Annotated in this window: 28 protein-coding genes; 7 read left to right on the top strand and 21 right to left on the bottom strand. The window is 48.7% G+C overall.

Annotated elements, in window-relative coordinates:
• Positions 1 to 2: 2 nt before the first annotated feature.
• Together IDAT_RS11145 and lpdA are read left to right on the top strand one after the other, a co-directional pair.
• On the top strand, positions 3 to 2,327 hold the full coding sequence (locus IDAT_RS11145) for a TonB-dependent receptor (RefSeq protein ID WP_034733635.1): 2,325 nt from the start codon (positions 3 to 5) through the stop codon (positions 2,325 to 2,327).
• Positions 2,328 to 2,339: 12 nt separating this feature from the next.
• Positions 2,340 to 4,484 (top strand): dihydrolipoyl dehydrogenase, encoded by a 2,145-nt coding sequence (gene lpdA / locus IDAT_RS11140; RefSeq protein WP_034733633.1) that lies wholly within the window; start codon positions 2,340 to 2,342, stop codon positions 4,482 to 4,484.
• A 7-nt stretch (positions 4,485 to 4,491) separates the two neighbouring features.
• Here lpdA and IDAT_RS11135 read toward each other — a convergent pair whose 3' ends face one another.
• The 7 genes from IDAT_RS11135 to IDAT_RS11105 all read right to left on the bottom strand — a co-directional run bounded on the left by IDAT_RS11135 (position 4,492) and on the right by IDAT_RS11105 (position 9,685).
• A complete protein-coding gene (locus IDAT_RS11135; protein ID WP_034733630.1) occupies positions 4,492 to 5,172 on the bottom strand; it encodes a DUF6920 family protein in 681 nt (226 codons plus the stop codon).
• Between the two features lie 5 nt (positions 5,173 to 5,177).
• Entirely contained in the window at positions 5,178 to 7,010 is a 1,833-nt protein-coding gene (locus IDAT_RS13035) for an Lnb N-terminal periplasmic domain-containing protein (protein ID WP_051986752.1), read from the bottom strand.
• Positions 7,011 to 7,066: 56 nt separating this feature from the next.
• A complete protein-coding gene (locus tag IDAT_RS11125) occupies positions 7,067 to 7,567 on the bottom strand; it encodes a DUF3015 family protein (RefSeq protein ID WP_034733628.1) in 501 nt (166 codons plus the stop codon).
• Between the two features lie 185 nt (positions 7,568 to 7,752).
• Positions 7,753 to 7,998, bottom strand: a complete 246-nt coding sequence (locus IDAT_RS11120; protein WP_034733626.1) for a GlsB/YeaQ/YmgE family stress response membrane protein — start codon at positions 7,996 to 7,998, stop codon at positions 7,753 to 7,755.
• Positions 7,999 to 8,089: 91 nt separating this feature from the next.
• Positions 8,090 to 8,353 carry a hypothetical protein gene (locus IDAT_RS11115; RefSeq protein WP_034733623.1) on the bottom strand — a complete coding sequence of 88 codons (264 nt, stop codon included), beginning with the start codon at positions 8,351 to 8,353 and terminating at the stop codon, positions 8,090 to 8,092.
• A 10-nt stretch (positions 8,354 to 8,363) separates the two neighbouring features.
• Entirely contained in the window at positions 8,364 to 9,344 is a 981-nt protein-coding gene (locus IDAT_RS11110) for a hypothetical protein (protein ID WP_034733621.1), read from the bottom strand.
• Complete coding sequence (locus IDAT_RS11105) at positions 9,341 to 9,685, bottom strand: hypothetical protein (protein ID WP_034733619.1); 345 nt, start codon at positions 9,683 to 9,685, stop codon at positions 9,341 to 9,343. Before IDAT_RS11105 ends, IDAT_RS11110 begins: the two co-directional genes overlap by 4 nt.
• Positions 9,686 to 9,884: 199 nt before the next feature.
• Between IDAT_RS11105 and IDAT_RS11100 the strand changes: the two genes are divergently transcribed.
• The gene (locus IDAT_RS11100) at positions 9,885 to 10,079 is read left to right on the top strand and encodes a type II toxin-antitoxin system VapB family antitoxin (protein ID WP_034733617.1); all 195 of its coding nucleotides are present in this window, start codon (positions 9,885 to 9,887) and stop codon (positions 10,077 to 10,079) included.
• Between the two features lie 2 nt (positions 10,080 to 10,081).
• The gene (gene vapC, locus IDAT_RS11095) at positions 10,082 to 10,477 is read left to right on the top strand and encodes a type II toxin-antitoxin system VapC family toxin (protein ID WP_244441647.1); all 396 of its coding nucleotides are present in this window, start codon (positions 10,082 to 10,084) and stop codon (positions 10,475 to 10,477) included.
• Here vapC and IDAT_RS11090 read toward each other — a convergent pair.
• From IDAT_RS11090 to IDAT_RS11075, 4 genes are read right to left on the bottom strand one after another with little or no spacing between them, the layout of a single operon-like run.
• Positions 10,469 to 10,948: a hypothetical protein gene (locus IDAT_RS11090; RefSeq protein WP_034733613.1), complete on the bottom strand. Its 480-nt coding sequence runs from the start codon at positions 10,946 to 10,948 to the stop codon at positions 10,469 to 10,471. The genes vapC and IDAT_RS11090 overlap by 9 nt on opposite strands.
• A gap of 2 nt (positions 10,949 to 10,950) precedes the next feature.
• On the bottom strand, positions 10,951 to 11,292 hold the full coding sequence (locus IDAT_RS11085; protein ID WP_034733611.1) for a hypothetical protein: 342 nt from the start codon (positions 11,290 to 11,292) through the stop codon (positions 10,951 to 10,953).
• Between the two features lie 13 nt (positions 11,293 to 11,305).
• Positions 11,306 to 12,040, bottom strand: a complete 735-nt coding sequence (locus IDAT_RS11080; RefSeq protein WP_034733609.1) for an SIMPL domain-containing protein — start codon at positions 12,038 to 12,040, stop codon at positions 11,306 to 11,308.
• Complete coding sequence (locus IDAT_RS11075; RefSeq protein WP_244441646.1) at positions 12,037 to 12,345, bottom strand: hypothetical protein; 309 nt, start codon at positions 12,343 to 12,345, stop codon at positions 12,037 to 12,039. The genes IDAT_RS11080 and IDAT_RS11075 overlap by 4 nt, the downstream gene beginning before the upstream one ends.
• A gap of 77 nt (positions 12,346 to 12,422) precedes the next feature.
• On the opposite strand from IDAT_RS11075, the gene IDAT_RS13575 reads away from it, so the two are divergent.
• Both IDAT_RS13575 and IDAT_RS11065 read left to right on the top strand, forming a co-directional pair.
• A complete protein-coding gene (locus IDAT_RS13575; protein WP_081909833.1) occupies positions 12,423 to 12,737 on the top strand; it encodes a type II toxin-antitoxin system ParD family antitoxin in 315 nt (104 codons plus the stop codon).
• The gene (locus IDAT_RS11065; protein WP_034733604.1) at positions 12,737 to 13,054 is read left to right on the top strand and encodes a CcdB family protein; all 318 of its coding nucleotides are present in this window, start codon (positions 12,737 to 12,739) and stop codon (positions 13,052 to 13,054) included. The genes IDAT_RS13575 and IDAT_RS11065 overlap by 1 nt, the downstream gene beginning before the upstream one ends.
• A 120-nt stretch (positions 13,055 to 13,174) precedes the next feature.
• On the opposite strand, the gene IDAT_RS11060 is transcribed toward IDAT_RS11065, so the two are convergent.
• The 10 genes from IDAT_RS11060 to IDAT_RS11015 all read right to left on the bottom strand — a co-directional run bounded on the left by IDAT_RS11060 (position 13,175) and on the right by IDAT_RS11015 (position 18,973).
• A complete protein-coding gene (locus IDAT_RS11060; protein ID WP_034733602.1) occupies positions 13,175 to 13,426 on the bottom strand; it encodes a hypothetical protein in 252 nt (83 codons plus the stop codon).
• A 173-nt stretch (positions 13,427 to 13,599) separates the two neighbouring features.
• On the bottom strand, positions 13,600 to 13,881 hold the full coding sequence (locus tag IDAT_RS11055; RefSeq protein WP_034733600.1) for a type II toxin-antitoxin system RelE/ParE family toxin: 282 nt from the start codon (positions 13,879 to 13,881) through the stop codon (positions 13,600 to 13,602).
• Entirely contained in the window at positions 13,878 to 14,150 is a 273-nt protein-coding gene (locus IDAT_RS11050) for a CopG family ribbon-helix-helix protein (RefSeq protein WP_034733599.1), read from the bottom strand. The genes IDAT_RS11055 and IDAT_RS11050 overlap by 4 nt, the downstream gene beginning before the upstream one ends.
• A gap of 143 nt (positions 14,151 to 14,293) precedes the next feature.
• Positions 14,294 to 14,752, bottom strand: a complete 459-nt coding sequence (locus IDAT_RS11045; protein ID WP_034733596.1) for a hypothetical protein — start codon at positions 14,750 to 14,752, stop codon at positions 14,294 to 14,296.
• Positions 14,753 to 14,849: 97 nt separating this feature from the next.
• A complete protein-coding gene (locus IDAT_RS11040) occupies positions 14,850 to 15,428 on the bottom strand; it encodes a hypothetical protein (RefSeq protein WP_034733594.1) in 579 nt (192 codons plus the stop codon).
• An 89-nt stretch (positions 15,429 to 15,517) separates the two neighbouring features.
• Complete coding sequence (locus tag IDAT_RS11035; RefSeq protein WP_156099522.1) at positions 15,518 to 15,838, bottom strand: hypothetical protein; 321 nt, start codon at positions 15,836 to 15,838, stop codon at positions 15,518 to 15,520.
• Positions 15,839 to 16,064: 226 nt separating this feature from the next.
• Positions 16,065 to 16,502: a GNAT family N-acetyltransferase gene (locus tag IDAT_RS11030; protein ID WP_034733590.1), complete on the bottom strand. Its 438-nt coding sequence runs from the start codon at positions 16,500 to 16,502 to the stop codon at positions 16,065 to 16,067.
• Positions 16,503 to 17,093: 591 nt separating this feature from the next.
• Positions 17,094 to 17,525, bottom strand: coding sequence for a potassium channel family protein (locus tag IDAT_RS11025; protein WP_228759564.1), 432 nt, complete (start codon positions 17,523 to 17,525; stop codon positions 17,094 to 17,096).
• A 119-nt stretch (positions 17,526 to 17,644) separates the two neighbouring features.
• Positions 17,645 to 17,989 (bottom strand): VOC family protein, encoded by a 345-nt coding sequence (locus IDAT_RS11020; RefSeq protein ID WP_034733588.1) that lies wholly within the window; start codon positions 17,987 to 17,989, stop codon positions 17,645 to 17,647.
• Between the two features lie 519 nt (positions 17,990 to 18,508).
• Positions 18,509 to 18,973 carry a hypothetical protein gene (locus IDAT_RS11015; RefSeq protein ID WP_034733587.1) on the bottom strand — a complete coding sequence of 155 codons (465 nt, stop codon included), beginning with the start codon at positions 18,971 to 18,973 and terminating at the stop codon, positions 18,509 to 18,511.
• Positions 18,974 to 19,275: 302 nt separating this feature from the next.
• Between IDAT_RS11015 and IDAT_RS11010 the strand changes: the two genes are divergently transcribed.
• Positions 19,276 to 20,250: an integron integrase gene (locus tag IDAT_RS11010; protein WP_034733585.1), complete on the top strand. Its 975-nt coding sequence runs from the start codon at positions 19,276 to 19,278 to the stop codon at positions 20,248 to 20,250.

The following is a 20,250-nucleotide window of genomic DNA, read 5'->3' as shown; positions in this document are numbered from 1 at the left end:
CGTTGAAAATACAGCCATTATCCGCCGCTATTCTTATCGCCTTGAGCTCCTCAGCGAGTGCGCAACAGCAGCATCAGCCTGATGAGATTATTGAAGTGCGCGGCGAACAACGCGAAATCGTGTTACCGAGTGAGCAAGCGGTTGCAGGACTTTTTGGTGCCAACGACCAACTGCAAGATATTCCGCGCGCCGCGACAGTCATTACCGAATCACTGCTGCGCGATGCCAACATCGACGATCTCCATGACATTGCCAAGTTTGCGCCTAACAGCCACGCCGCTGCTGGGTTTGGCAACCCGTCACTGCCGAGTATGCGCGGCCAACTGGGCGAGCTCTTTAGCGGTGGTATGCGCCGCCAAGCGGGCAATAACGGGTTAGGCATTCCACTCTCATTAAATGCGTATGACAGTATTGCGGTGGTCAAAGGTGCGCCGCCGGTGATGCTGGGCACCACGCAACGCGTTGGCGGCTTCGTCAATTTACTGCCGAAGCGCGCGCGTACGGACGAAGATCGCACCGAATTACGGGCGCGCTTGGGTGAATGGCAGCAGTACCGCTGGCAAGCCGACCACAACGCCGTCATTGTCGAAGGCGAGCAGGCCTTTCGCGCCAGTGTTGAAGTGATTGACGAAGACAGCTTTTACGACTACACCCATTTGCGCAGCGATGACTTAACACTGGCCTATGAGTGGACGCCCTCAGCAAGCACGCGTTGGTCACTCAACTTTGAGTATTACAATGTCGATTGGACCGATAACGCCGGCATCAACCGACCCACTCAAGCCTTGATTGATGATAACTTGTACATCACTGGTCAAGGACAACAACCCAACGGCTCATTCGTGCCGGGAGCAGGTGCTGTCATCAGCCCTACGGGACAAGTTGAAATCGACCGCAGCACCGTGTTGACCGATCCACTCGATACCAATACGGCCGAAACCTACCTTATTCATTCAGTTGTGGAGCAGCAGTTAGCAAGTGACTGGCTGCTGGTGAACCGTAGTTACTATCAGTACCTTGAGCGCGAAGGCATCAATCAAAACAGCTTTGTCGAAATTGTCGATGGTGCGCATACCTTTGAGCATCGCGTTGAACTGCATTACCAAGATCACACTACTGTCGGCGTCAACTTGCGCTACAACGATGTGCTTGGCTACAGCCAATTTACCACTGAAGCCGACAATCCTATCGATTTAACGGGCACTTTGGCGCAGCGCCGGATTCCTTTGACGCCCGAACAACAAGCGCGCTTGGTGGAATTACGTCCGGGCGTATTTGTCTCGCCGGGTGCACAGTACGATCTGAATAACGACGGAGTCGGCGACTTTAACTTATCCGACACCACCGACTCGACCAGCTATCAATGGGGAATATTTGCGCAACAACAGTGGGCCGCAACTGAGCAGTTGCGCTTTACTGTTGGGGTGCGGGCCGACTACTACGATGTTGAAGCGCGTGATCCTATTGCGCCTGCAGGTCAGACGGCGAAACAAGATAGTCATAGCGATTGGCTTACCGCGGCCAATGTTGCCGTGCAGTATTACTGGTCGCCTGATTTGACCTTCTTTGCCACAGCCTACGAAAGCGATTCGACGTCAAATTCGATGGCGGGAGGCAACGTTCTCAATGCTGCGGGTGTCATCGATCCACAGAATTTTGCGACCGAGAACAGTCTTTACGAAGTAGGCGTGAAGTACGCACCCGCTGGCGCGCGTTGGTATGCCGATGCGGTCTGGTTTGATCAAACGCGCAGTTTGCGTAATCGCGATGGTTCGAATAGCGGTATTGCCAGTGAAGGCATCGAACTGCAATGGCACTATCGCCACGAACAGGGCTTTTGGGCGACGTTAGCAGCAAGCTATATTGATGCGTATTGGGATAACTCTGTTGCCTCACAAGGTACAGGCCAAATCGCCGACGCTTTTGATAATTCACGTCCCGATATTATCAACGGTACCGGTGTTGGCTCGCCTAATTTCACTGCGTTTGCCGCCTCGAATCAGCAGCTGCAGGGAGTTCCCGAGGTACAGGCCAGCGCGGTCGTTGGCTGGCAGGTTGCTGAAAGCTGGTCGATAGGTGGAGATCTTAACTACACCAAGGCGTATCCGTTAGATTTTTTGCAGACGGTGATGATTCGCGATCAGCATCACCTCAACCTGCATGCGCAGTATCAGATTACTCCGCGGTTGCAAGCGCGGCTTGATGTTATCAATGTGACCGACCAAGATAACTGGGCACCGGTATTTGAAGGTGGCTATTTTGGCGCAACCTTGGCGTTTCCATCGTTGCCACGTCACGCTCAGCTCAGCTTCAGCTATCGCTTCTAATAGGACGGATTCATGTCGTTGAAAAAACTACTGTTTGTGGTTGTGCTGGCAGCATTGATTGCTAGCGTCTTTATATTTGACTTGACCCAATATTTGACCTTGGAGCAACTCAAGCAACAACGCGAACAGCTGGTGACCCTGGTTGCTGAACAGCCATTGCTAATGTTTGGTGGCTACTTTTTGCTCTACGTACTCTGTACCGCGCTGTCGATTCCAGGTGCGACCGTCTTGACCCTTGGCGCAGGGGCGATTTTTGGTCTTGGCTGGGGTTTACTGCTGGCATCATTCGCCAGCTCAGTCGGCGCTTTGTTAGCCTTTTTAAGTGCGCGCTGGTTGTTACATGATTGGGTGCAACAGAAATTCGGCAAACGTTTGCAAACCATTAACGAGGGCGTTCAACGCGACGGCGCTTTTTACCTGTTGAGCCTCCGCTTAGTTCCATTATTCCCGTTCTTCGTCATTAACTTGGTGATGGGTCTGACCAAAATCAAAGCTTGGACTTACTACTGGGTCAGCCAACTGGGGATGTTTTTGGCGACAGCGGTGTACGTCAATGCTGGCACCCAGTTAGCTGAAATTAGCCGCTTGCGTGATGTATTCTCGGCTGACTTACTCGGCGCCTTGGTGCTGCTGGGCATTGTTCCTATTGTTGCCAAGATCCTTTTAAAGGTGCTGAAGAAACGCCGCGCCTACCGTGGTTTTGATAAGCCTAAATCCTTCGATAACAACTTGATTGTCATCGGTGGCGGCTCAGCTGGGTTAGTGAGCGCTTACATTGCTGCAGCCGTAAAAGCGAAAGTGACACTGATTGAAAAAGCTGAGATGGGTGGGGACTGTCTGAACACTGGTTGTGTGCCATCGAAAGCCCTGTTGCATGTCGCCAAAACCATTCGACAAACGCAGCACGCACGCGAGCTTGGTGTCCACACCACTATTGAGAAGGTTGATTTCGCGCGGGTCATGGATGAAGTACAGAAAGTCATTCAACGCATCGCTCCACACGACTCTGTCGAGCGTTACACCGATTTAGGTGTTGACGTCATCCAAGGCGAGGCTACGATTGAAAGCCCTTGGCAAGTGCGAGTCAAAACCCTAGATGGTGAACAACGTCTTAGTACCCGTAGTATTGTGATTGCCACAGGGGCAAAGCCGCTGGTGCCAAAGTTCGAAGGCCTCGAACACATCGATTATTTGACCTCTGACTCATTATGGCACTTGCGCACCTTACCCAAACGTTTGTTGGTATTAGGTGGCGGGCCGATTGGTTGCGAGTTAGCGCAAGCGTTCCAATTGCTTGGTAGTCAGGTCACTATTGTCGAAATGGGCCCGCGCTTGCTCGCCAATGAAGATCCCGACACCAGTGCTTTGTTACAAAACCAACTACGTGCAGACGGGGTCGACTTACGCCTTAATCATAAAGCTGAGCGTTTTAGCGTCAACGCAGACGGCGAAAGCCAATTGCATACAGATCATGAAGGCGAAGCTGTGGCGTTGGCCTTTGATCGCGTGTTGATAGCGCTTGGGCGACAACCGAATACGCAAGGCTTTGGGTTAGAAGAAATTGGCATCGAAGTGGATAAAACAGTACAGGTGAATGCCTTGCTGCAAACCAACTTTCCCAACATCTATGCCTGTGGCGATGTTGCCGGTCCTTACCAATTTACCCATGTGGCGTCGCATCAAGCGTGGTATGCCGCCGTGAATGCCTTATTTGACCCGTTTAAGACCTTTAAGGCCGATTATTCGGTGATCCCTTGGGTCACCTATACCACCCCCGAAATAGCCAACGTGGGGCTCACTGAGCAAGCCGCACAGCAGCAAAACACTGATTATAAAGTAATTGAGTATGACATCAGCGATATGGACCGAGCGATTGCCGATCAACAGGCCTATGGCCGCATTAAAGTGCTTACGGCGCCGGGTAAAGACACAATTCTCGGCGTCAATATTGTTGCTGCTCAAGCGGGTGAATTGTTGGCTGAATATGTATTAGCAATGAAGCATGGTATTGGTTTAAATAAAATCCTAGGCACTATTCACAGCTATCCGACCATGTCAGAGGCGAATAAATATGTCGCTGGACAATGGAAGCAAGCACACAAGCCGGAAAAGTTGTTGGCATGGGTGGCGAAATTTCACCGTTGGCGCCGCCGTTAACGAGGACTTACAACAGGGTGTGGGTGATGTGCTCGATCTGGCCTTGCCACACTGGCGCGAGACGGTTGTTGACGTACCAACCGACTTCGCCGAAAAATGGCACGTGCACAGCGCCCTCGGTGCGATAATCACTAAATCGACCTTCCCAAGGTAACAACCGATAACCTTTGCCCTGCTTGGCATAGCGGCCTTCGGTGAACGCCTTAGTGATCGCGCCGTTGGCAGCAAAGGTGAAAGTGATGGATGCTGCATTGGCGCCATCTCGCAATGTCGCCACTGCATGATCGTCATCTATCGGCGACCATTCCACCCCCGCTTCCGGCGTCAGCACCCAAGGATTCCACGGCCCTTCGGCGAGATAGCGTTGTAATGCTGCAGTATTGAGTTCGTGGCCACCCACTTGTGACGCCAGCGACACTACATTAAATAACTTAATGCTGCCACTGCCTTGTTCATGGTGATAGCTATCTTTCACCGTCAGACGCACGCCCAAGCCCATCAGCACTGATGCCTGCCAAACAAAGTGACGCGTAGTGATCAGCTGCCGCGCAGTAAAAGGTAACCAGCGTTTGGCTGTGGTCGATGTTCGTAGGGTACCCGTTTGGTTTAGCTTTGCCTGCATAGGCGCGGGCTCAGAGTCGGCAAAAACGAACTCAAAATAACGATTTACAGGGGTGGGTAATGTCATAGCGATCACCAATACCAAGACCAGCTCAACGCGAGCGTGGACGCGTTTTGATGGGCTAAGCTTAGGCGAAAATCTTGATTTTTGCCAAGATGAAAAGCAATTTCACAACCAATAAACCATTGTTTATCAAGTCGTTGAGAAACATCCCATTCGTAACGCGTTCGACATTGGCTGCGCGCGCCTGACCAATCAGCAAGCCACGTCAGCTGAGGACTCAACACCATACTACCCACGTCAGCGGTGGGATCACGCAACTCCGCACGCAACGCAGCATCGAACCAATGTGCGTCACTCGCCTTGAACGCTTTGCCATAACTGCCTAGCAACTGCGGACTTAAATCATCGACCGTTTGCCGAAGGCGGTCCCGTTGCCAACCCAGATTGAGCCCCCATGAGGCGCCGCCATCTCCCGGCATGCCCGATGAGCTGTAATTCAGGGTATGCAAGCGCAGTAGCCAGGCATGCTCAAGTTTTACCTCGTGCTCATTCAAGCTGACACCCACTTCCGCCATCGTCAGCGTAGCGTTCTTGAGACGGCCTTGCTGGCGCTGTAAGACATCGTAATAAGCTGGGCGAAAGCTCAGGGTTAACGCGTTGTCATGCGCAGCATTCAGGTCTGACTGTTGCCAACCCAAGCGCAACATACTCGGCTCTTGTCCGGTTTCCGGCGCTGAACTCTCACGCTGTTGCCACTCGGGATTCGCTCCCATTGGCATCACCATTCGCGCCCTTAGCAGTGCCGTTTTCTCGGCCTCCAATTGCTGCTTAACTTCAGGCGCGTTGTGCTCCTGGCTCACTCGATAGGCATAAAAGTCGGCCAAGGTTGCGATAACACGTAACTGCGCGGCTGGCGCAGCCGCTGCTAGGGTGGTCGGTTGCGGACTGCGCAGCCAAGCTCTTGCCAAAGCTTGCTCATCGGCATGCAACTGCTGCCACTTTTGTTGAAAACGATGCAACCGTGAGGGCTGCAACGTTCGCTTTTGCACCGCTGGCCGCCCCTCAATCGTCGCCCCACTTAAACGCTTAATAATATCTGCCGGCAATACAAATGGATCGCCACTAGCGACCAATGGCAGGTCCGTCACCAACTCCAAAGCGCGTGCCATGTGATAAGCGCAGTTGCGGCTACTGAAAAAATAGGTGTAATCGGTTTCTAGCAATTCCCACAAATGCCAAATCAATAATTGGCTCTGCTGTGCGTCAGTGGCTAAGTCGTAACTCCACAAGTCGCGGAGCTCTGCTTCAGCGTAGTTAATGTCGTAGCGATAGTAATGACTGGTTGAAAATGCGGCCTGATAGCCACCAAACAGGCCCTTAGTAATGTAAACAACTGGATTCTCATCGTCCGGCACGCGCGCACCGAAATTAAAGCTATTTGCGAGTAACTTTTGCGTATCATCAGCGCTGCGATCGCCGACTCGGATCAGCATATGACCGTAGAAGCTAGCGGGGTTATCGAGAAAACCGTCGGCAAAAATAACACTGACGTGATCGGCCGCTTGACCATTCAGCCATTTTTGCAGCGCCTCGCATTGCTGTGGCTCAAAACCACTGACGAAGCCTTGTTGCTGCAACCAGGCCGCGCGGGCAGGGTAGCGACACATTTGTTGAGGCTGTTGGGCGAACGTCGCGACCGTCGCTTGAAGTTCAGCCAATGGTTGCGATGCACCGTTTTCGGCAAGAAAAAATGCTGCTGTTTCAATTTCGCTGTGACCAGTTCCGGCGGGCACATGCAGCAACGCACGCCAAGTCTTACTTGCCGCTAACGACTCGGGCGTGGCGCCGTGAGCAACAGAGCTCAAGGCAGTAACGATTAGCAGTAAAAGCCAAGGATACATAGGCAAATAAAAAGCCCCGCATACTTGGCGGGGCTCTTCCCTTCAGTCTTTACGCGTTAGCTTGCTGAGCAAGCAGTTACAGCATCAGCTGCTGTGTAGTAAAGCGACTCAGCTTTTTGCGCTTGGTCTTTTGCCGCAAAATCCGCCGCAGCCATGTTCTGTGCGTAATCTGCACGCAATTTTGCGATTGCCGCTGGACGTTGCTCAGCTGCACAGCCCATCAGTTGCAGCATGGCATTCAGGTGTTCACCCTCGCCATAAGCAAGCTGCTCTTCGATTTGTGCGTAAGATTCAGTAACAAAGATTGCGGTGAATTGACCAGAACCTTCACAAGTCTCGGCAGAAACGGTTGCCGAGGTCACAGCAGTTGTACCCAAATCCCAAATAATGTTTGAGATGGCTGCCGCAAGACCGTGATTTGGGAAAATCATGGCACCGATACCACACTGTTGCCAAGGATTCAGACCATTGAAAGCTTCTGCTTTCGCTGCAGGCGCAGCCACCATGTTCGCTGCTAACAAAGTACCAGCCGCTGCTAAAATAAGTTTACGTGCCATCTCATGATTCCTTTTTGTTGTTATTAACACTTCATTGTTTAGCTTGCGTCATAGCTATTTCACCATGACTTTTCCGCCGACAATTTTGTAGGCAGGCGCGCCGCGTATCATAGTCTCTCGAGCGAACTCCTGTCCACAACTAGGACACACACCGACAACATTGGTGTGATCCTCAACGATACGTTCTAGGCTTTCTTCAGTGCGCGTACGATAACTAATAACACGACCGCACCTATCGTCGCGACAACGATACTCCAAATGATGCCACCGCCGCTGTTGACGCCGAGTAAGTCAAACAAAAAACCACCCAACATCGCGCCGATAATACCGATAACGATATTTCTGAGAATCCCAAAACCACCGCCTTTCACTAGCGTTCCTGCTAACCAACCGGCGACCAAACCTACCAACAAAAACCATAAAAAGCTCATTGGATGTTCCTTCTTATTATGAATTGAGAGTGCGATAACGCACTCTTAAACATAGCAAAGAACTGCATTTTTGATAGGCGTTGATAGATTCTTAACGTTTCAGAGTGATAACTTTTGCGAGCAACTGATCGCCTTCATCAGTGTTGATTGCGTAAAGTGTCCAAACAAATGCCAATCCCCACACAATGGCATGGGTCTGCCAAGCATCGAAGGAGATACTGAAAGCAAAGCTCAACAACCACGCGATGACGTAAACAAATAGGGCTGAAGGAAGGCAAATAAACGCAAAGCCAAGCAAAAAAATAGCTGCGGCAAGCGGCTTTTGAAAAATAGGATGCATTAAAAACTCACTCATCGGTGTTTCGCTAACCACCTTGGGCCGCGAAAAAATCATTGATGCGTTGAATGTCAGCCTGCAGTGTAGCCTGAGTACGCTCGATTTGCAGCCGTTCTTCGTCGCTTAATTCGGCATGGAGCAGCAATAGATCGATTTGTTTCAAGCGTTGCTCGTGCAAAGCGATAATGTTGCGTTGCAACATCGCTCGTTGCTCGGGCTTGCTCCGCTCATAAAAATCTCGCAAGCTCTCATCTGTGAGACTTTTGTTACCGATAACCCCTTCTTTGATGCGCTCGGCCGTAGCACCAGAAAAGGTTAGCTGATCGAATTTGCCGCCTTTGGTTTCCAGAATAAAATCCACAAACGCCATATTGCCGGCTTGCAAGGCTTCGTTGAACAACTGCTGATGATGTTCGGGCCCCAAGCCAGTCGCCTCATACCACGTTTCCAAGACGGCAAGGTCAGATTGGCGCGCCATCACGCGCCGCCATTCGTCATTACTTTCCATGCGCGAACCCAAATCAAGAAAACGATTGAGCATCTCCGCATCCATGTTTTCTGATGCCATCAGCGCAAAAAACAAAGGTGAAAAACCTTCAAATCCACGCCGCGTGACAAAAGAATCATTGGCTTCTAAATAGCCTTGTTCCAACATGACCAACAGAATGTCAGCGATTATATCTTGTGCGAGAGGGTCATTCGACAATGCCAGCAACAAGTCTCGATCGCGTAAATCTTTGAACTTTTCAACCGCTTCAAGCACGCGTTGTTCGCGTTCCGTCAGCGCTTCTCCTTCAGGTGTCAAAGTTGCTTTCGGCTCGCTCGCAGGTGGATACCCAACTGCGACAGAAGCCTTAACGGCGCGTGCGTCAGGCTCAGTTTTATTGGGGAGAGCAGGTGTTCTGGGAGTAGCTACTGGCTGGGGTGTGGCCTCGTTCTGCGCTGCCCAATACTGCAGCCCCAAGAAAGCAAAAAAAAGTGCAACTAACCCAGCAATCGCCCACTTCATTCGCGTACCGTGACTCGCATAGTGAGTTGACCGATACTGACCTCTGCAGGTTGATTCGCTTCGACCACAAGTGTCGGGCTCATATTCGCCCCTGCAGTCGACACCTCACTTACTAAGCGATAGCGACCTGGCGTATTCTCTGCTGTTACCGTAAGCGCCAACGAATAGCCTTCGACACCACTCACTTCGACCGATGCTGGCTCAGCATCGCGCACCTGAAGCACGGGTTCGCCGACCACTTTGCCGTTACTCAATAATGTGGCATGCACTGTATAGCTGTTTTCGGCAGCAGCTGCTGCAAAGGTGATTAGAGCCATCATTGCAATCATCAATGTTTTCATAAGCTTTCCCATTCATCTTGTTTTTGTAAACGGACGCTATTAGTGGTGTTGGTTTTATGTGAATGATTTACGTTTTACGGGCTTCTAAAGCGCTTGTCAAACCTACAAATAGTTACGAAATCACCTCATTGACGAATTCGCGATGTGTATCTATCATCTATTTTATACACATCACAACATTATCGCGGGAGATCCTCTGATGCGAACAAATATTGAAATCGATGACGACCTTATGAATGAAGCGCTCAAGATTGCCGACGTAACAACCAAAAAAGAAGCCGTTGAACTGGGCCTACGCGCGCTCATCAAGATGAAAAAGCAAGCCTCGATTAAATCCTATCGCGGTAAACTCTCATGGTCTGGTGACTTAGACGATATGAGAACCGCATCGTGATCATGGTAGATTCGAGTGTGTGGATTGATTACTTCATTGGCAAAGTGAATAGCGCCACCAACAAACTCGATGCCTTATTAGGCGAGCAGGAAGTCGTTATAGGCGATCTTATTTTGACCGAAATACTTCAAGGCTTTCGCTCAGACAAAGACTACGAAACAGCTAAACGCTTGCTAGAAAACGTCACCACCTTTGAGCTCATTGGCAGAGAGCAAGCTTTAACCAGCGCAGAGAACTATCGTACTTTGAGGAAGAAGGGCGTCACCGTGCGCAAAACTGCCGATGTCATCATCGCGTCCTTCTGCCTGAGCCACAACCTCCCTTTACTGTTCACTGACAGAGACTTTTTACCTTTTGTTGAACACCTTGGTCTGCGCGACGCAAGCCTCTCAGAGTGACGCTACTGCGGCGTAATCTTTGTTACGCGTGTTGATACGTTCACCAACGTGGATCTTGACTGCCCGCGCTCCACACCCCAACGCCAGCTCACGAAATACCCGCAGTTCAATATCCGTAAGACCACCTTCGAGCTTCTCCAACGGGTGCATTATCAGTCGTGGCGCAGGGCGGATACGACTGTTACTTAGTTCTTTTACCCCCCACAACAGCAGTTTTTCGGCGAGCTGAAAGTTGGCAACCAACACGCGAGGGTGCGCAAAGGGATTGACGATTTCCACTCCTTCGCTTGCAAAGCTGCGAGCCTGCGCGCCAACCGCTTTGATCACCTGTTGACCGCGCTCCGTGGCGAGCGCCAACAAGGGTTCATACTCGAGTACCTCGTGCGTCTCGAATTTACGCAAGGAAATGCGATGCTCGGCAAGCTCAACCACCGCATCATAGGAAAAGAGACTTTGCAGCGCTTTGAACACCGTTAGCCCTGCTCGGCTTCAAGCTGTTGCTGCGGTGGATTGCTCGGATCAACTGGGGTTAACTTAAACTTAATGCCGCCGGTTTTACGTGCGATTAAGTTGTAGACCCACGCCAAAATCAATACGCCGATATATGTCATGATGAAATAAACCAATGGTGCAAATACGAATGCCACTAATGAAAGACTAAAAGTAATCATCACCGACTCTCCGGTACCATCAGCCAGGGTCGCTAAGTACATCAACGCCGCCAGGGGTATAAAGAAAATCGCAGTGGCAACTGCCACAACTAAGCCACAAACAACGGCTGTTCTGTGCGGTGCGATATAGGAAAGTTGGTTCATAGGTTGCATGTCCTTATTGCAGTTTGTAGATGACATTGATGGTTTTCTGAATCTCGATAAATTTCGGAATAAAAATTGAGTTTCCGCGCGACCCGGTCACGCTTATGCCGGCCATATTCCCGTAACCATTGCTTAAACCAAAAGTCGCGAAAAACGAACTAAATGATCCTGAGTCATTGAATGCAAATACTGAACCAAGCTCAACGTTTAGACCTTTCGCCATAATTGCAGCTTTTTCACGCGCCTTATTCGCCGCCTCAGCAATCAGTTCAGCCTCAACTTCACTGCGTTTTGCTGAAGAGAATTCCGTGCCGATACCTTCGACATGATCCATGGTCAGCAATTTTTCCATTAATTGCACGTAGCGATCGAGATCACTCAATTTGATGCTAACGCTGCGACTGAACTCATAACCCAAGATCTCGAGCTCGTTATAATCGTCATCGCGTTGCCGTTTGGCACGTTTATCGACCTCATAGGCGGTGATGGCCTCAGGCGCTATTCCCAGCTGTTCAGTGAGCGCTACCACGGCGTTCATCGTCGCCACCATGGTCGCATTCGCTGGCTCGGCTCGCTGCGCAAAGGCGACAATTTCAAAACTGACTAATGCTTCGTCCGGGCGCACATTCCTCGACGCGCTTTCTTCGACGGTGACAAACGGAAAATCGGGTAACGACGACGCCTGACTTGAGTTACTAGACACCGTGAGTAATAGCAATGCGATAACGACCTGATACATCGCTTTCATTTTGTAACACCTTCGGCAGTAGGGGATGTGTGTTTTTGTGTGTAAGTTTGCTCAAACGACACCACCGCCGCGCAAATACCGCTGATCACCAGCAGCACGATTGAACCTACGATGCTCCACACGCCGCCAATGACCGCCAACAAGCGCGCCACGTAAAGTAAAACTATCAGATTTTCAGACTGTAGACGCGAGTAAGGTATAAATTTCATAGGTGAATCGCTTTGTTGTAATTGTGTAAACAACTTAACGACTCTAGCAGTGAATTGCAATGAAAAAAGGGCGCCGTAGCGCCCTTGATATTTCATTTGAGTTTGACCTTTTCGTGCTTCTATACCAACATATATTAATTATTGGTATTTTAGCGGCGAGCAGCGAGGCGAGTATGGCTAAGAACACTAGCGTCAGCTTGGGACATCATTTTGAACAGTTCGTCGATGAACTCATCGCTAGTGGTCGCTATGCGTCGGCGAGTGAAGTGGTGCGGGCAGGTTTACGCAAACTTGAAGAAGAGCGCGACCGTATGGTCTTAGGTGAAGGTTTAGCTTGCGGCACAGCAATTTACAATTACCAAGTCCTGTTAAGAAAGCTCGATAACGAACGTGAACAATGGCTACAAGACAACGCTAAGGCAATTGAAGCTTATAACGAAAAGGTAGCTGCAAAGGGTGCATTTAGCGATGGCGTAAGGAAGTTCTAATGTCTCAATTTTGGGCATATCATAATCCGAACTCTCGAACATGCGCTGAATACCCTTTTTTACTCGAGGTTCAAAGTGACTTATTGAGCGACTTGAGAACAACCGTGGTGATGCCTCTAACCGCAATGCAAAATGCCGCTACAAGTCGAATGGCAAAACTGAATCCACTCTTCATTATCGACGGAAAACACTACATTGGGCTGGTACAAGAGATAGCTGGGCTGGAGCGCAAGCACTTAGGGGAGCCGGCAGTAGATTTAACCGACTACCATGCCGATATTGTTGCCGCGCTTGATTTCTTGATCAGTGGTATTTAACTCCACAGATGCAATGAAAAAAGGGCGCCGTAGCAAGTTGTGTCATCGTTTCACTTATCTCATTTGTGATAACCAGCCAACCTAACAGTGCCACATGACGTTTTTATGACGGAAGATGCGTTAGCGCTTCAACGTTAACATTTTGGAGAGTTCTTCGCTGCCTTCTTTGCTATTGATGGTAGCTAATGTCCAAATAGCCGCAAGAACCAAGAGCACACCGTGAGTGATCGCACTGTCGAAATTGATATCAAACAGGAAACTTAGCAGCCATGCCAATAAATACGTAAAGCCAATAGCCGGTAAGCTGAGCATTGCAAAAGCTAGCATAACTATTACAAACGCACCCACATGCTGCAGTAATTTTTTAAGCATCAATACTCCAATGATTAAATGATTAACTTATACGTTTTTGTGTCCACCTAACCTCCCCCAAGTAAGGAGCGACAAGGTTCATGGGGTACCTATACATAACGCAGAGCGCAGCGGTGACCTTGACGTAGCGAAGCGGAGACAAGGGCGTCCGAGTGCCGTGTTTGGTTAAATTGCTATCGTTCACCCTCAAGACCATGCCACACTCGGAGAATAATGATGGCACTGGCATGAACTGAATATCGAACGACGTATTTTCCGAAAACCATATCTCGAACAGAGTCAGGCACCGGTGCCATTTCAACTGGCGCGCCCATTTTGGGGAAGTCTGGAAGTAATTCGACTTTGCCAACCAGTTCGGCGGCAATCCTGACTGCCGACGACGGGCTGTGCACCGCAATGAACTCCCTGAGGCGTTTCAAATCATCAATGGCTTCGTCCGTGTAAACCAGCTTCACTTACCTGACCTCGGCGCATCTTGCTCGTTTTCGGTTCCCCAGCTATTAAGCCAACTGTGGACCTCGCTGGCATCAACAACCTTGCCTTGGGCAGCAGACTCCATTGCCTCTAACGTTTGTTTCCACCGCTCTTGCTCAAGCTGCTGCTTTTCTATGTATTCCGACAATGCTTGGTTAATTACCCAGCCTTTGCTACGGTGTAGCCTGTTGGCGATTGCTTCCAGATGCTGTTCAATTTCTGCTTGAAGGCGAACTGTGGTGACGCTCATGACTATACCCCTCATACCTAGTGACTACAACGTATTACAGCATAGTCTGCGAGGTTAGGCAAAAAATTTTACGCTGAAATAAGCGGCGGCCCGACAGGGGCGTCGGGTGGAGGCCGCCGGCCGGAACGAACTTAATTGACTGGTTAACTGGCGCTGCCACCATAATAAGACCTTAGCACCTGATGACGGTGCTTAAAGATGAACCGGTAAACAGGTGCCAGAACATATGCCAACACGGGCAACCTAAACTGAAATTCGACGGTATCGGTGACCCGGCATGATGTCCCGTTTCTACTAATGTCCCGTCGATGGTGCCAGAGCCTATTGGTTAAAGAGCTCGACGCCTCCGCAAAACCACTTTGGCGATCAATGGATTGAAAGAAGAACGTGTGCCGATCAATGGGAAGAATGCCGAAAAGGAGTATCCAGCTAGAGAAGAGCACGTTACCCGTAGGCCATTCAAAGATTGGCTTGCTTGACCATTCTGAGGGAACCGTCATGCGGATGAAAGGGTTCAACTCCGTATTCACGCCCTTCATGGTGAGCAATCCATCGATATCTTCCGGACTGATTTTAAGATTACTCGATACTTCAAATTTCACTGGTGCCTTCCGTGACAGTTAACGACCGCCATAAGCAGCCGAGTGAAACGAGGTCCGGTGCACGAAGTGTGTGAACTTAATGGCTTGGTTATACATGTCAGAGATCTCCTGCTTGATGAATTACTTCAGACCAAGATTTACCTGAGTGCCAGTCTCTGTATTTTGCCATCATGGGTAGGTAATGCTCAGGAATATCTGATTCCGGCGCGCCACTGTACACATACGCCATGCCTTCTCTAAACCAGTTCGGTTTCATCATGGTCGAAACTGCCCCAATTTCGGAAAACTGAAACCAATGAATCAATTCATGCTGAGTGATATAACTTTGCCAAGACTCGGGAGCTATTACCGTACCAAGAAAAGGATATGAAATGGCCCGCTCACTGCCTCCTCCGAATGACTCATAGCACTCTGCAGTAGAGCAGTAAATGAAGTTGGGGCTCGCGCTGAGAGAAATGCGTACAGCAGCTAGATTTGCTACGGCGGACTCATACAGGTCAGCTGCTTTATCTATTTTCTTGGGATCCTCGACGCAAATAGCGCCGTTACATTGCATCCCATTTAAATTGGGTAAAAGCAACCTAATCGGCTTTGCATACGACCAAGCCAGTGCAGGTATTAGAACAACGACAAAAATCAAAACTACCTTCTTAACCACATCGAGTCCTTTTTGCATAACGCTTTGCTAATTGGCTGCCGCAGCGTAGCGTAGGCAGTCCAGTGGAGGCCACGCTTTTTGTGGCCGGAACGAAATTAAGCAATTTGTTATATTTCATAAACTACTGACAAAATAAAGACCAAAACCAAGGTGAAAATTATTGAATACAAGGGCATTTTCCTAAGAACATAATTTCTTGCATCACCTGGTCGAGTCATCCAAGTTAATAACTTTGCGATGAATGAAATTCTCTTTCTCTCTACTTTGTCGCCTTTCGCGACGAAGTGGTACTTCTTACTTACGAACACGCCACCATAATTCCGCAAATCTGTTTCTAACTCGCGTTGCTCGTGATCAATTGCGGCTTCGTTATCGGCGATTATTTTTGTTATGCGCAGTAATACTTTGCCGTCATCGGTTTCCTTCATTGAGCATTCTACTGGGTTTGCCCTTTCATGAACGTACCTGAAACCACCCCGCGCCGACCAGTCAGATTGAAATAGGAATATAAACATTATCGGCACTTTGTTTGTTTTAACGCTTTTCAATCAGTTGTACTCATGAACTCTCAAGAAATATAACGCCCGCCACAAACGCGAGCAACTTGTTGTGAGTCGAGCCGCGAAGCGGCGTTTTGATGGCGATTGTTAGAGCTCACAGCTTGATGATTGCCAACATATCTTCACCATCTTCATCCAACCCCACTTCCTGAAAGCCAAAACTCGAATAAAAATCTTTGGCCACTGGGTTTTCAGGGTCATAGCAAATTTCGATTTCTTTTACTTTGTCACTGGCTTTGATTTCATTGAGTGCCAAATTTAGCGCAGCTCTACCAATACCAGCTTTTTGAAAACGTTGATCCACCATAAAGCGCCAGATAGACACTTTTTCAGGTGTTTCAGATACCCACATGAAAAAACCGACAGGTTTATCGTTTTGATAGATCGCTCTGCAGGTATGCCCTTGGCAGTAATGTGACTCAACCAAAGACCACATATTACTCGCAACATATTCCTGTTGCTCATCCGTGACATCTAAGTCACATACAGCTTCATAATTTGAACTTGTTATTTCTTCCAGTGTGATACTCATGACTTTCCTTAGCTCTAACGCCGTGCTAAGCCGGCCGAACCGAGAGTGTAGCACAGCGCGTACAATGGCGAAGCCATGCGCTGGGCGGAGCGTAGGTGAAGGTTCAGCTTGAGCGTCTTGTTGGGTGCCTGCCAGTTAGAACCTACCCACTTCCAGCGAACTAACTTAGCCTTGCAAAGACTGGCACGCTTTTAGGCTGCTTGCGATGTGAAACCCCAAGGACAGCTAAAGTATAGAACACCGTTTTTTGCGGGAACACCACTGTTTTGCAAATGAAAATAAACACGGCTTGTGAACTGGTACGACGACGATATTCGCCGCTCTAACTTAGGTTAACCCTGTTCCCCAACCTGCAGGAAAGATAGCTTTGGCCCTCTGACTTCCGTTATTAAAAACGTTCTCGCCTCGAACCACCACGATTAATAATGCCAGGCTTCTGCACATTTAGAACCAAGATGTTTTTTTACACCCAACGCCGTGCTAAGCCGGCCGAATCGAGAGTGTAGCACGGCGAGATATAATGAGCGAAGCGAACCAGCCTGCGCAACGTAGGTGAAGGTTCGGCTTGAGCACCTTGTTGGGTGCATACCACTAACGCTGATCCCAGTGACGCTGCATTTCGAGATAGAGAAACGAAGCTGTCCAAGTAATAAGTACCAACCCTGCTATTGACTCAATGCCTGTAAGATAGCGAATATACCCTAAAGGCTCAATATCACCAAAGCCGACTGTTGTGTAAACCGTAAACGAAAAATATACGCAGTCCAACAACGTACCATCAAAATTGCCTTCTAAACTACCCCAACCCGAACCTTGAGATTTAAAATAGTAACCTAAAGCAAAAATCCATATTTCTATAACATGAGCAATCAAGGCGCCAAAGACTCCGAAAACTATCCGTAGGCTATGAGCGAAAGTAAAACGTGGTAGGATTTTAACGATCTGGTGCAATATGCCGTAATGCACCATGACCACTACGGCGACAAGCAAACTATTGATTACAAACGCGAGAAGCAACTGCATTACAAATTTACCCAGAAATTACTGTGATCTACTTTAGCACCCAACGCAAAGCACACGGGCGACGAGCCGCGCAGCGGGTTGGCGTCCCAGCGACCAACGGGAGCGAGTGATGCGCATTGTTAGCCGCCCAACTCCGTAATGTGTAGTAGTTCACCAACTGGCCCCCACAAATAAAATACCTTACCCCACGACTCACTCTGAACTGGAGTGATTTTTGTTTTGTGCTTTGATTGAGAGCAAAGGCTGTATGCTGTATCGATATCTGAAACGCAAACCTGAAGCATAAAATTATTAGCCAAGTCTTCGTTGAAAAAGCGCTGCAAGAAGAAAAGACAATCTCCGTTTTGAAAAAGGGTTAAGTCCTCAGAAACGAACTCTGATTCAAATCCGATCTCTGAATAGAAAGCCTTTGAAATTTCATAGTCTTTACTCGGAACAAAAGCTTTTATATCGACAACATCCATTGTTTTCTCCTGAACATGGGAAACTCAAGCGGCTAACATTTGTATATTGTGCGTGCGCATTTAGGAACTCGTCCAATTGATAGCTTCCATACATTAATTTACTGATAAATAAGTAATCTTTACTTTATGGGTCCCAGGTTGGCAATGGCAATTTGAGCATGCACAGTTACACTCTACCGAGCGCACAATATCTAACCTTTATTTTTTTGTTATATTATTGACAGTAAACGACTTCAATAAACAACACAACCACAAAACGCGCAATATTGCCGAAGTTAACGTGCCGTGACTCATTTTCATCACTCACACATACTAGCTAGGGGACGGCAGTCATTCGTTGAAGCAGACCGAAAAGCCAAAAGGTCCGCTTATCGCTCTTAGCAGACCACAAAATTATCCTATCAGGCGGCTTCGTGCCAATTGCGGACGTTAACGCTTCGCGTAACCGGCGGCCGGAAGTGGCAGAGCGAAGCGGCGCCACTTTTGGCTGTCCGTGTTCACGCGATTGTTAGCCAGTGTTCAGCCATTTGACGGTCGCACCTCCACAAGCTCTATGTATAGCAGCGGCCTACTTGAAGCCAACGTATCCACTTTGGTGGCCGCGATTTTACCGGTGTATTTTACTTGCTGCCCTATTGAAACGTCCTGCCATTCTTCGGCATCCGCTGGCGTGGAATAGTACATAACCCGGGCAGCCTTCATGCCTGGTTCAATCAACGCAAAGCTTTCATTGAAATAAAGTCGCTCATCTCGAACAGCTCGAACGGTGCCTACCCATTCGACCTCACCTGCCAAGGCGTCCGACAATTGACTAAGATACGATGCGCGATCCTGAGCAGCCGCTAGTTCGGCAGAGGCGCAGTCCATTAAAGACATAAACACGTGAAAGTCAGAGCGCCATGCTTTGTGCGCGTTCAAGCACGAGTCGCTTGCGCTCGCCAGGGAGCAGAATAGGAGCGCAAAAATCACGAATAATGTCCGCATCGGTTTCTCCTGGACGGCTAACATTTGTGTAGTGTGCTGACACGTGTCGTAATCGTTCGTTTAAATTGGTAACTCACCAAAAACAATACAAAAACCATCTAAAAAGTCGCCTTTTACTGTCAGCAAAGTAAGCACGCACACTTTGCTGTTCGACTACGCCTGGTAACACTATTTTTGTTTAAATTATGTAATTGAAAATAGGACATATTTATCCTACATGCAAGCTTTAAGTGTGCGACTTTGAGCCGTGAAGCGTGCCGATTGATCGATTATGCTTAACTCACGATTATCAAAAATCATGGATGTTAATGATGGCGAGCCCTTTTATTGAAAAACTTCGCGCTGATATGCGATTACGTGGCTATAGCTTAAAAACTGAGAAATCTTATTTAGGTTGGATACGGCAGTTTATCTATTTTCATAATAAACGACATCCTATTGATATGGGAGCGGAAGAAGTGAAGGCCTTTTTAAGTTGGTTGGCGAATGAGCGCCATGTTGCTGTTAATACGCAAAAAGTTGCTCTAAATGCTTTGGTGTATCTTTATCACAAAGCGCTGAATCAAGAACTAGGTGATCTTAATTTTAGCCTTGCTACTAAACAGCGTCAGTTGCCTGTAGTGCTCACACCTGAGGAAGTTCAGCGCATTTTAAACCAGCTTAGTGGTCGAAATAAGCTGATTATTGAACTCCTATACGGTAGTGGTTTAAGAGTAAGTGAGGCGCTTCGTTTGCGGGTTCAAGATATCAATTTTAGTCATTCTGCACTTACGATTCGTGACGGTAAAGGCAGGAAAGATCGGCAAACCCTTCTCAGCCAAAGACTCATTGAACCATTACAACAAGCCATTGAAACGGCTTTAACTGTTCAGATCGAGGATAACAAGAATGGACTTGGCCCATCGATGCCTAATGCGCTCGATAGAAAATATCCAAATGCTTATAAACAACCGGGATGGATGTTTGTCTTTCCGGCAACGAGCCTATGTAAGCACCCATATTCTGGGGTTCTTTGCCGTCATCATTTGCATGACAGCGTGGTTCGCAAGGCGCTACAACCTGCTGTGAAGGCAGCGAAAATATTTAAAAAGGTGAATTGTCATACGTTTCGACATTCGTTTGCCACCCACTTATTACAAGCGGGATGCGACATTAGAACAGTGCAAGAACTACTAGGGCACAACGACGTGAGTACAACTCAAATTTATACACACGTCATTGGTCAACATTATGCGGGCACAGCTAGCCCACTTGATAGGCTTATCAACAACCAATAG

Source organism: Pseudidiomarina atlantica (assembly GCF_000753735.1).
Taxonomy (GTDB): Bacteria; Pseudomonadota; Gammaproteobacteria; order Enterobacterales; family Alteromonadaceae; genus Pseudidiomarina; species Pseudidiomarina atlantica.
Note: the sequence above shows the minus strand (reverse complement) of the source record. Positions and strands in the feature narration are given on the sequence as shown.

Excerpts from the sequence above, each read along its gene's own strand:
- lpdA (WP_034733633.1), top strand. The coding sequence starts at position 2,340 with ATGTCGTTGAAAAAACTACTGTTTGTGGTTGTGCTGGCAGCATTGATT.
- IDAT_RS11135 (WP_034733630.1), bottom strand. The coding sequence starts at position 5,172 with ATGACATTACCCACCCCTGTAAATCGTTATTTTGAGTTCGTTTTTGCC.
- IDAT_RS13035 (WP_051986752.1), bottom strand. The coding sequence starts at position 7,010 with ATGTATCCTTGGCTTTTACTGCTAATCGTTACTGCCTTGAGCTCTGTT.
- IDAT_RS11125 (WP_034733628.1), bottom strand. The coding sequence starts at position 7,567 with ATGGCACGTAAACTTATTTTAGCAGCGGCTGGTACTTTGTTAGCAGCG.
- IDAT_RS11120 (WP_034733626.1), bottom strand. The coding sequence starts at position 7,998 with ATGAGCTTTTTATGGTTTTTGTTGGTAGGTTTGGTCGCCGGTTGGTTA.
- IDAT_RS11115 (WP_034733623.1), bottom strand. The coding sequence starts at position 8,353 with ATGAGTGAGTTTTTAATGCATCCTATTTTTCAAAAGCCGCTTGCCGCA.
- IDAT_RS11110 (WP_034733621.1), bottom strand. The coding sequence starts at position 9,344 with ATGAAGTGGGCGATTGCTGGGTTAGTTGCACTTTTTTTTGCTTTCTTG.
- IDAT_RS11105 (WP_034733619.1), bottom strand. The coding sequence starts at position 9,685 with ATGAAAACATTGATGATTGCAATGATGGCTCTAATCACCTTTGCAGCA.
- IDAT_RS11100 (WP_034733617.1), top strand. The coding sequence starts at position 9,885 with ATGCGAACAAATATTGAAATCGATGACGACCTTATGAATGAAGCGCTC.
- vapC (WP_244441647.1), top strand. The coding sequence starts at position 10,082 with ATGGTAGATTCGAGTGTGTGGATTGATTACTTCATTGGCAAAGTGAAT.
- IDAT_RS11085 (WP_034733611.1), bottom strand. The coding sequence starts at position 11,292 with ATGAACCAACTTTCCTATATCGCACCGCACAGAACAGCCGTTGTTTGT.
- IDAT_RS11080 (WP_034733609.1), bottom strand. The coding sequence starts at position 12,040 with ATGAAAGCGATGTATCAGGTCGTTATCGCATTGCTATTACTCACGGTG.
- IDAT_RS11075 (WP_244441646.1), bottom strand. The coding sequence starts at position 12,345 with ATGAAATATCAAGGGCGCTACGGCGCCCTTTTTTCATTGCAATTCACT.
- IDAT_RS13575 (WP_081909833.1), top strand. The coding sequence starts at position 12,423 with ATGGCTAAGAACACTAGCGTCAGCTTGGGACATCATTTTGAACAGTTC.
- IDAT_RS11065 (WP_034733604.1), top strand. The coding sequence starts at position 12,737 with ATGTCTCAATTTTGGGCATATCATAATCCGAACTCTCGAACATGCGCT.
- IDAT_RS11060 (WP_034733602.1), bottom strand. The coding sequence starts at position 13,426 with ATGCTTAAAAAATTACTGCAGCATGTGGGTGCGTTTGTAATAGTTATG.
- IDAT_RS11050 (WP_034733599.1), bottom strand. The coding sequence starts at position 14,150 with ATGAGCGTCACCACAGTTCGCCTTCAAGCAGAAATTGAACAGCATCTG.
- IDAT_RS11040 (WP_034733594.1), bottom strand. The coding sequence starts at position 15,428 with ATGCAAAAAGGACTCGATGTGGTTAAGAAGGTAGTTTTGATTTTTGTC.
- IDAT_RS11035 (WP_156099522.1), bottom strand. The coding sequence starts at position 15,838 with ATGAAGGAAACCGATGACGGCAAAGTATTACTGCGCATAACAAAAATA.
- IDAT_RS11030 (WP_034733590.1), bottom strand. The coding sequence starts at position 16,502 with ATGAGTATCACACTGGAAGAAATAACAAGTTCAAATTATGAAGCTGTA.
- IDAT_RS11025 (WP_228759564.1), bottom strand. The coding sequence starts at position 17,525 with ATGCAGTTGCTTCTCGCGTTTGTAATCAATAGTTTGCTTGTCGCCGTA.
- IDAT_RS11020 (WP_034733588.1), bottom strand. The coding sequence starts at position 17,989 with ATGGATGTTGTCGATATAAAAGCTTTTGTTCCGAGTAAAGACTATGAA.
- IDAT_RS11015 (WP_034733587.1), bottom strand. The coding sequence starts at position 18,973 with ATGCGGACATTATTCGTGATTTTTGCGCTCCTATTCTGCTCCCTGGCG.
- IDAT_RS11010 (WP_034733585.1), top strand. The coding sequence starts at position 19,276 with ATGTTAATGATGGCGAGCCCTTTTATTGAAAAACTTCGCGCTGATATG.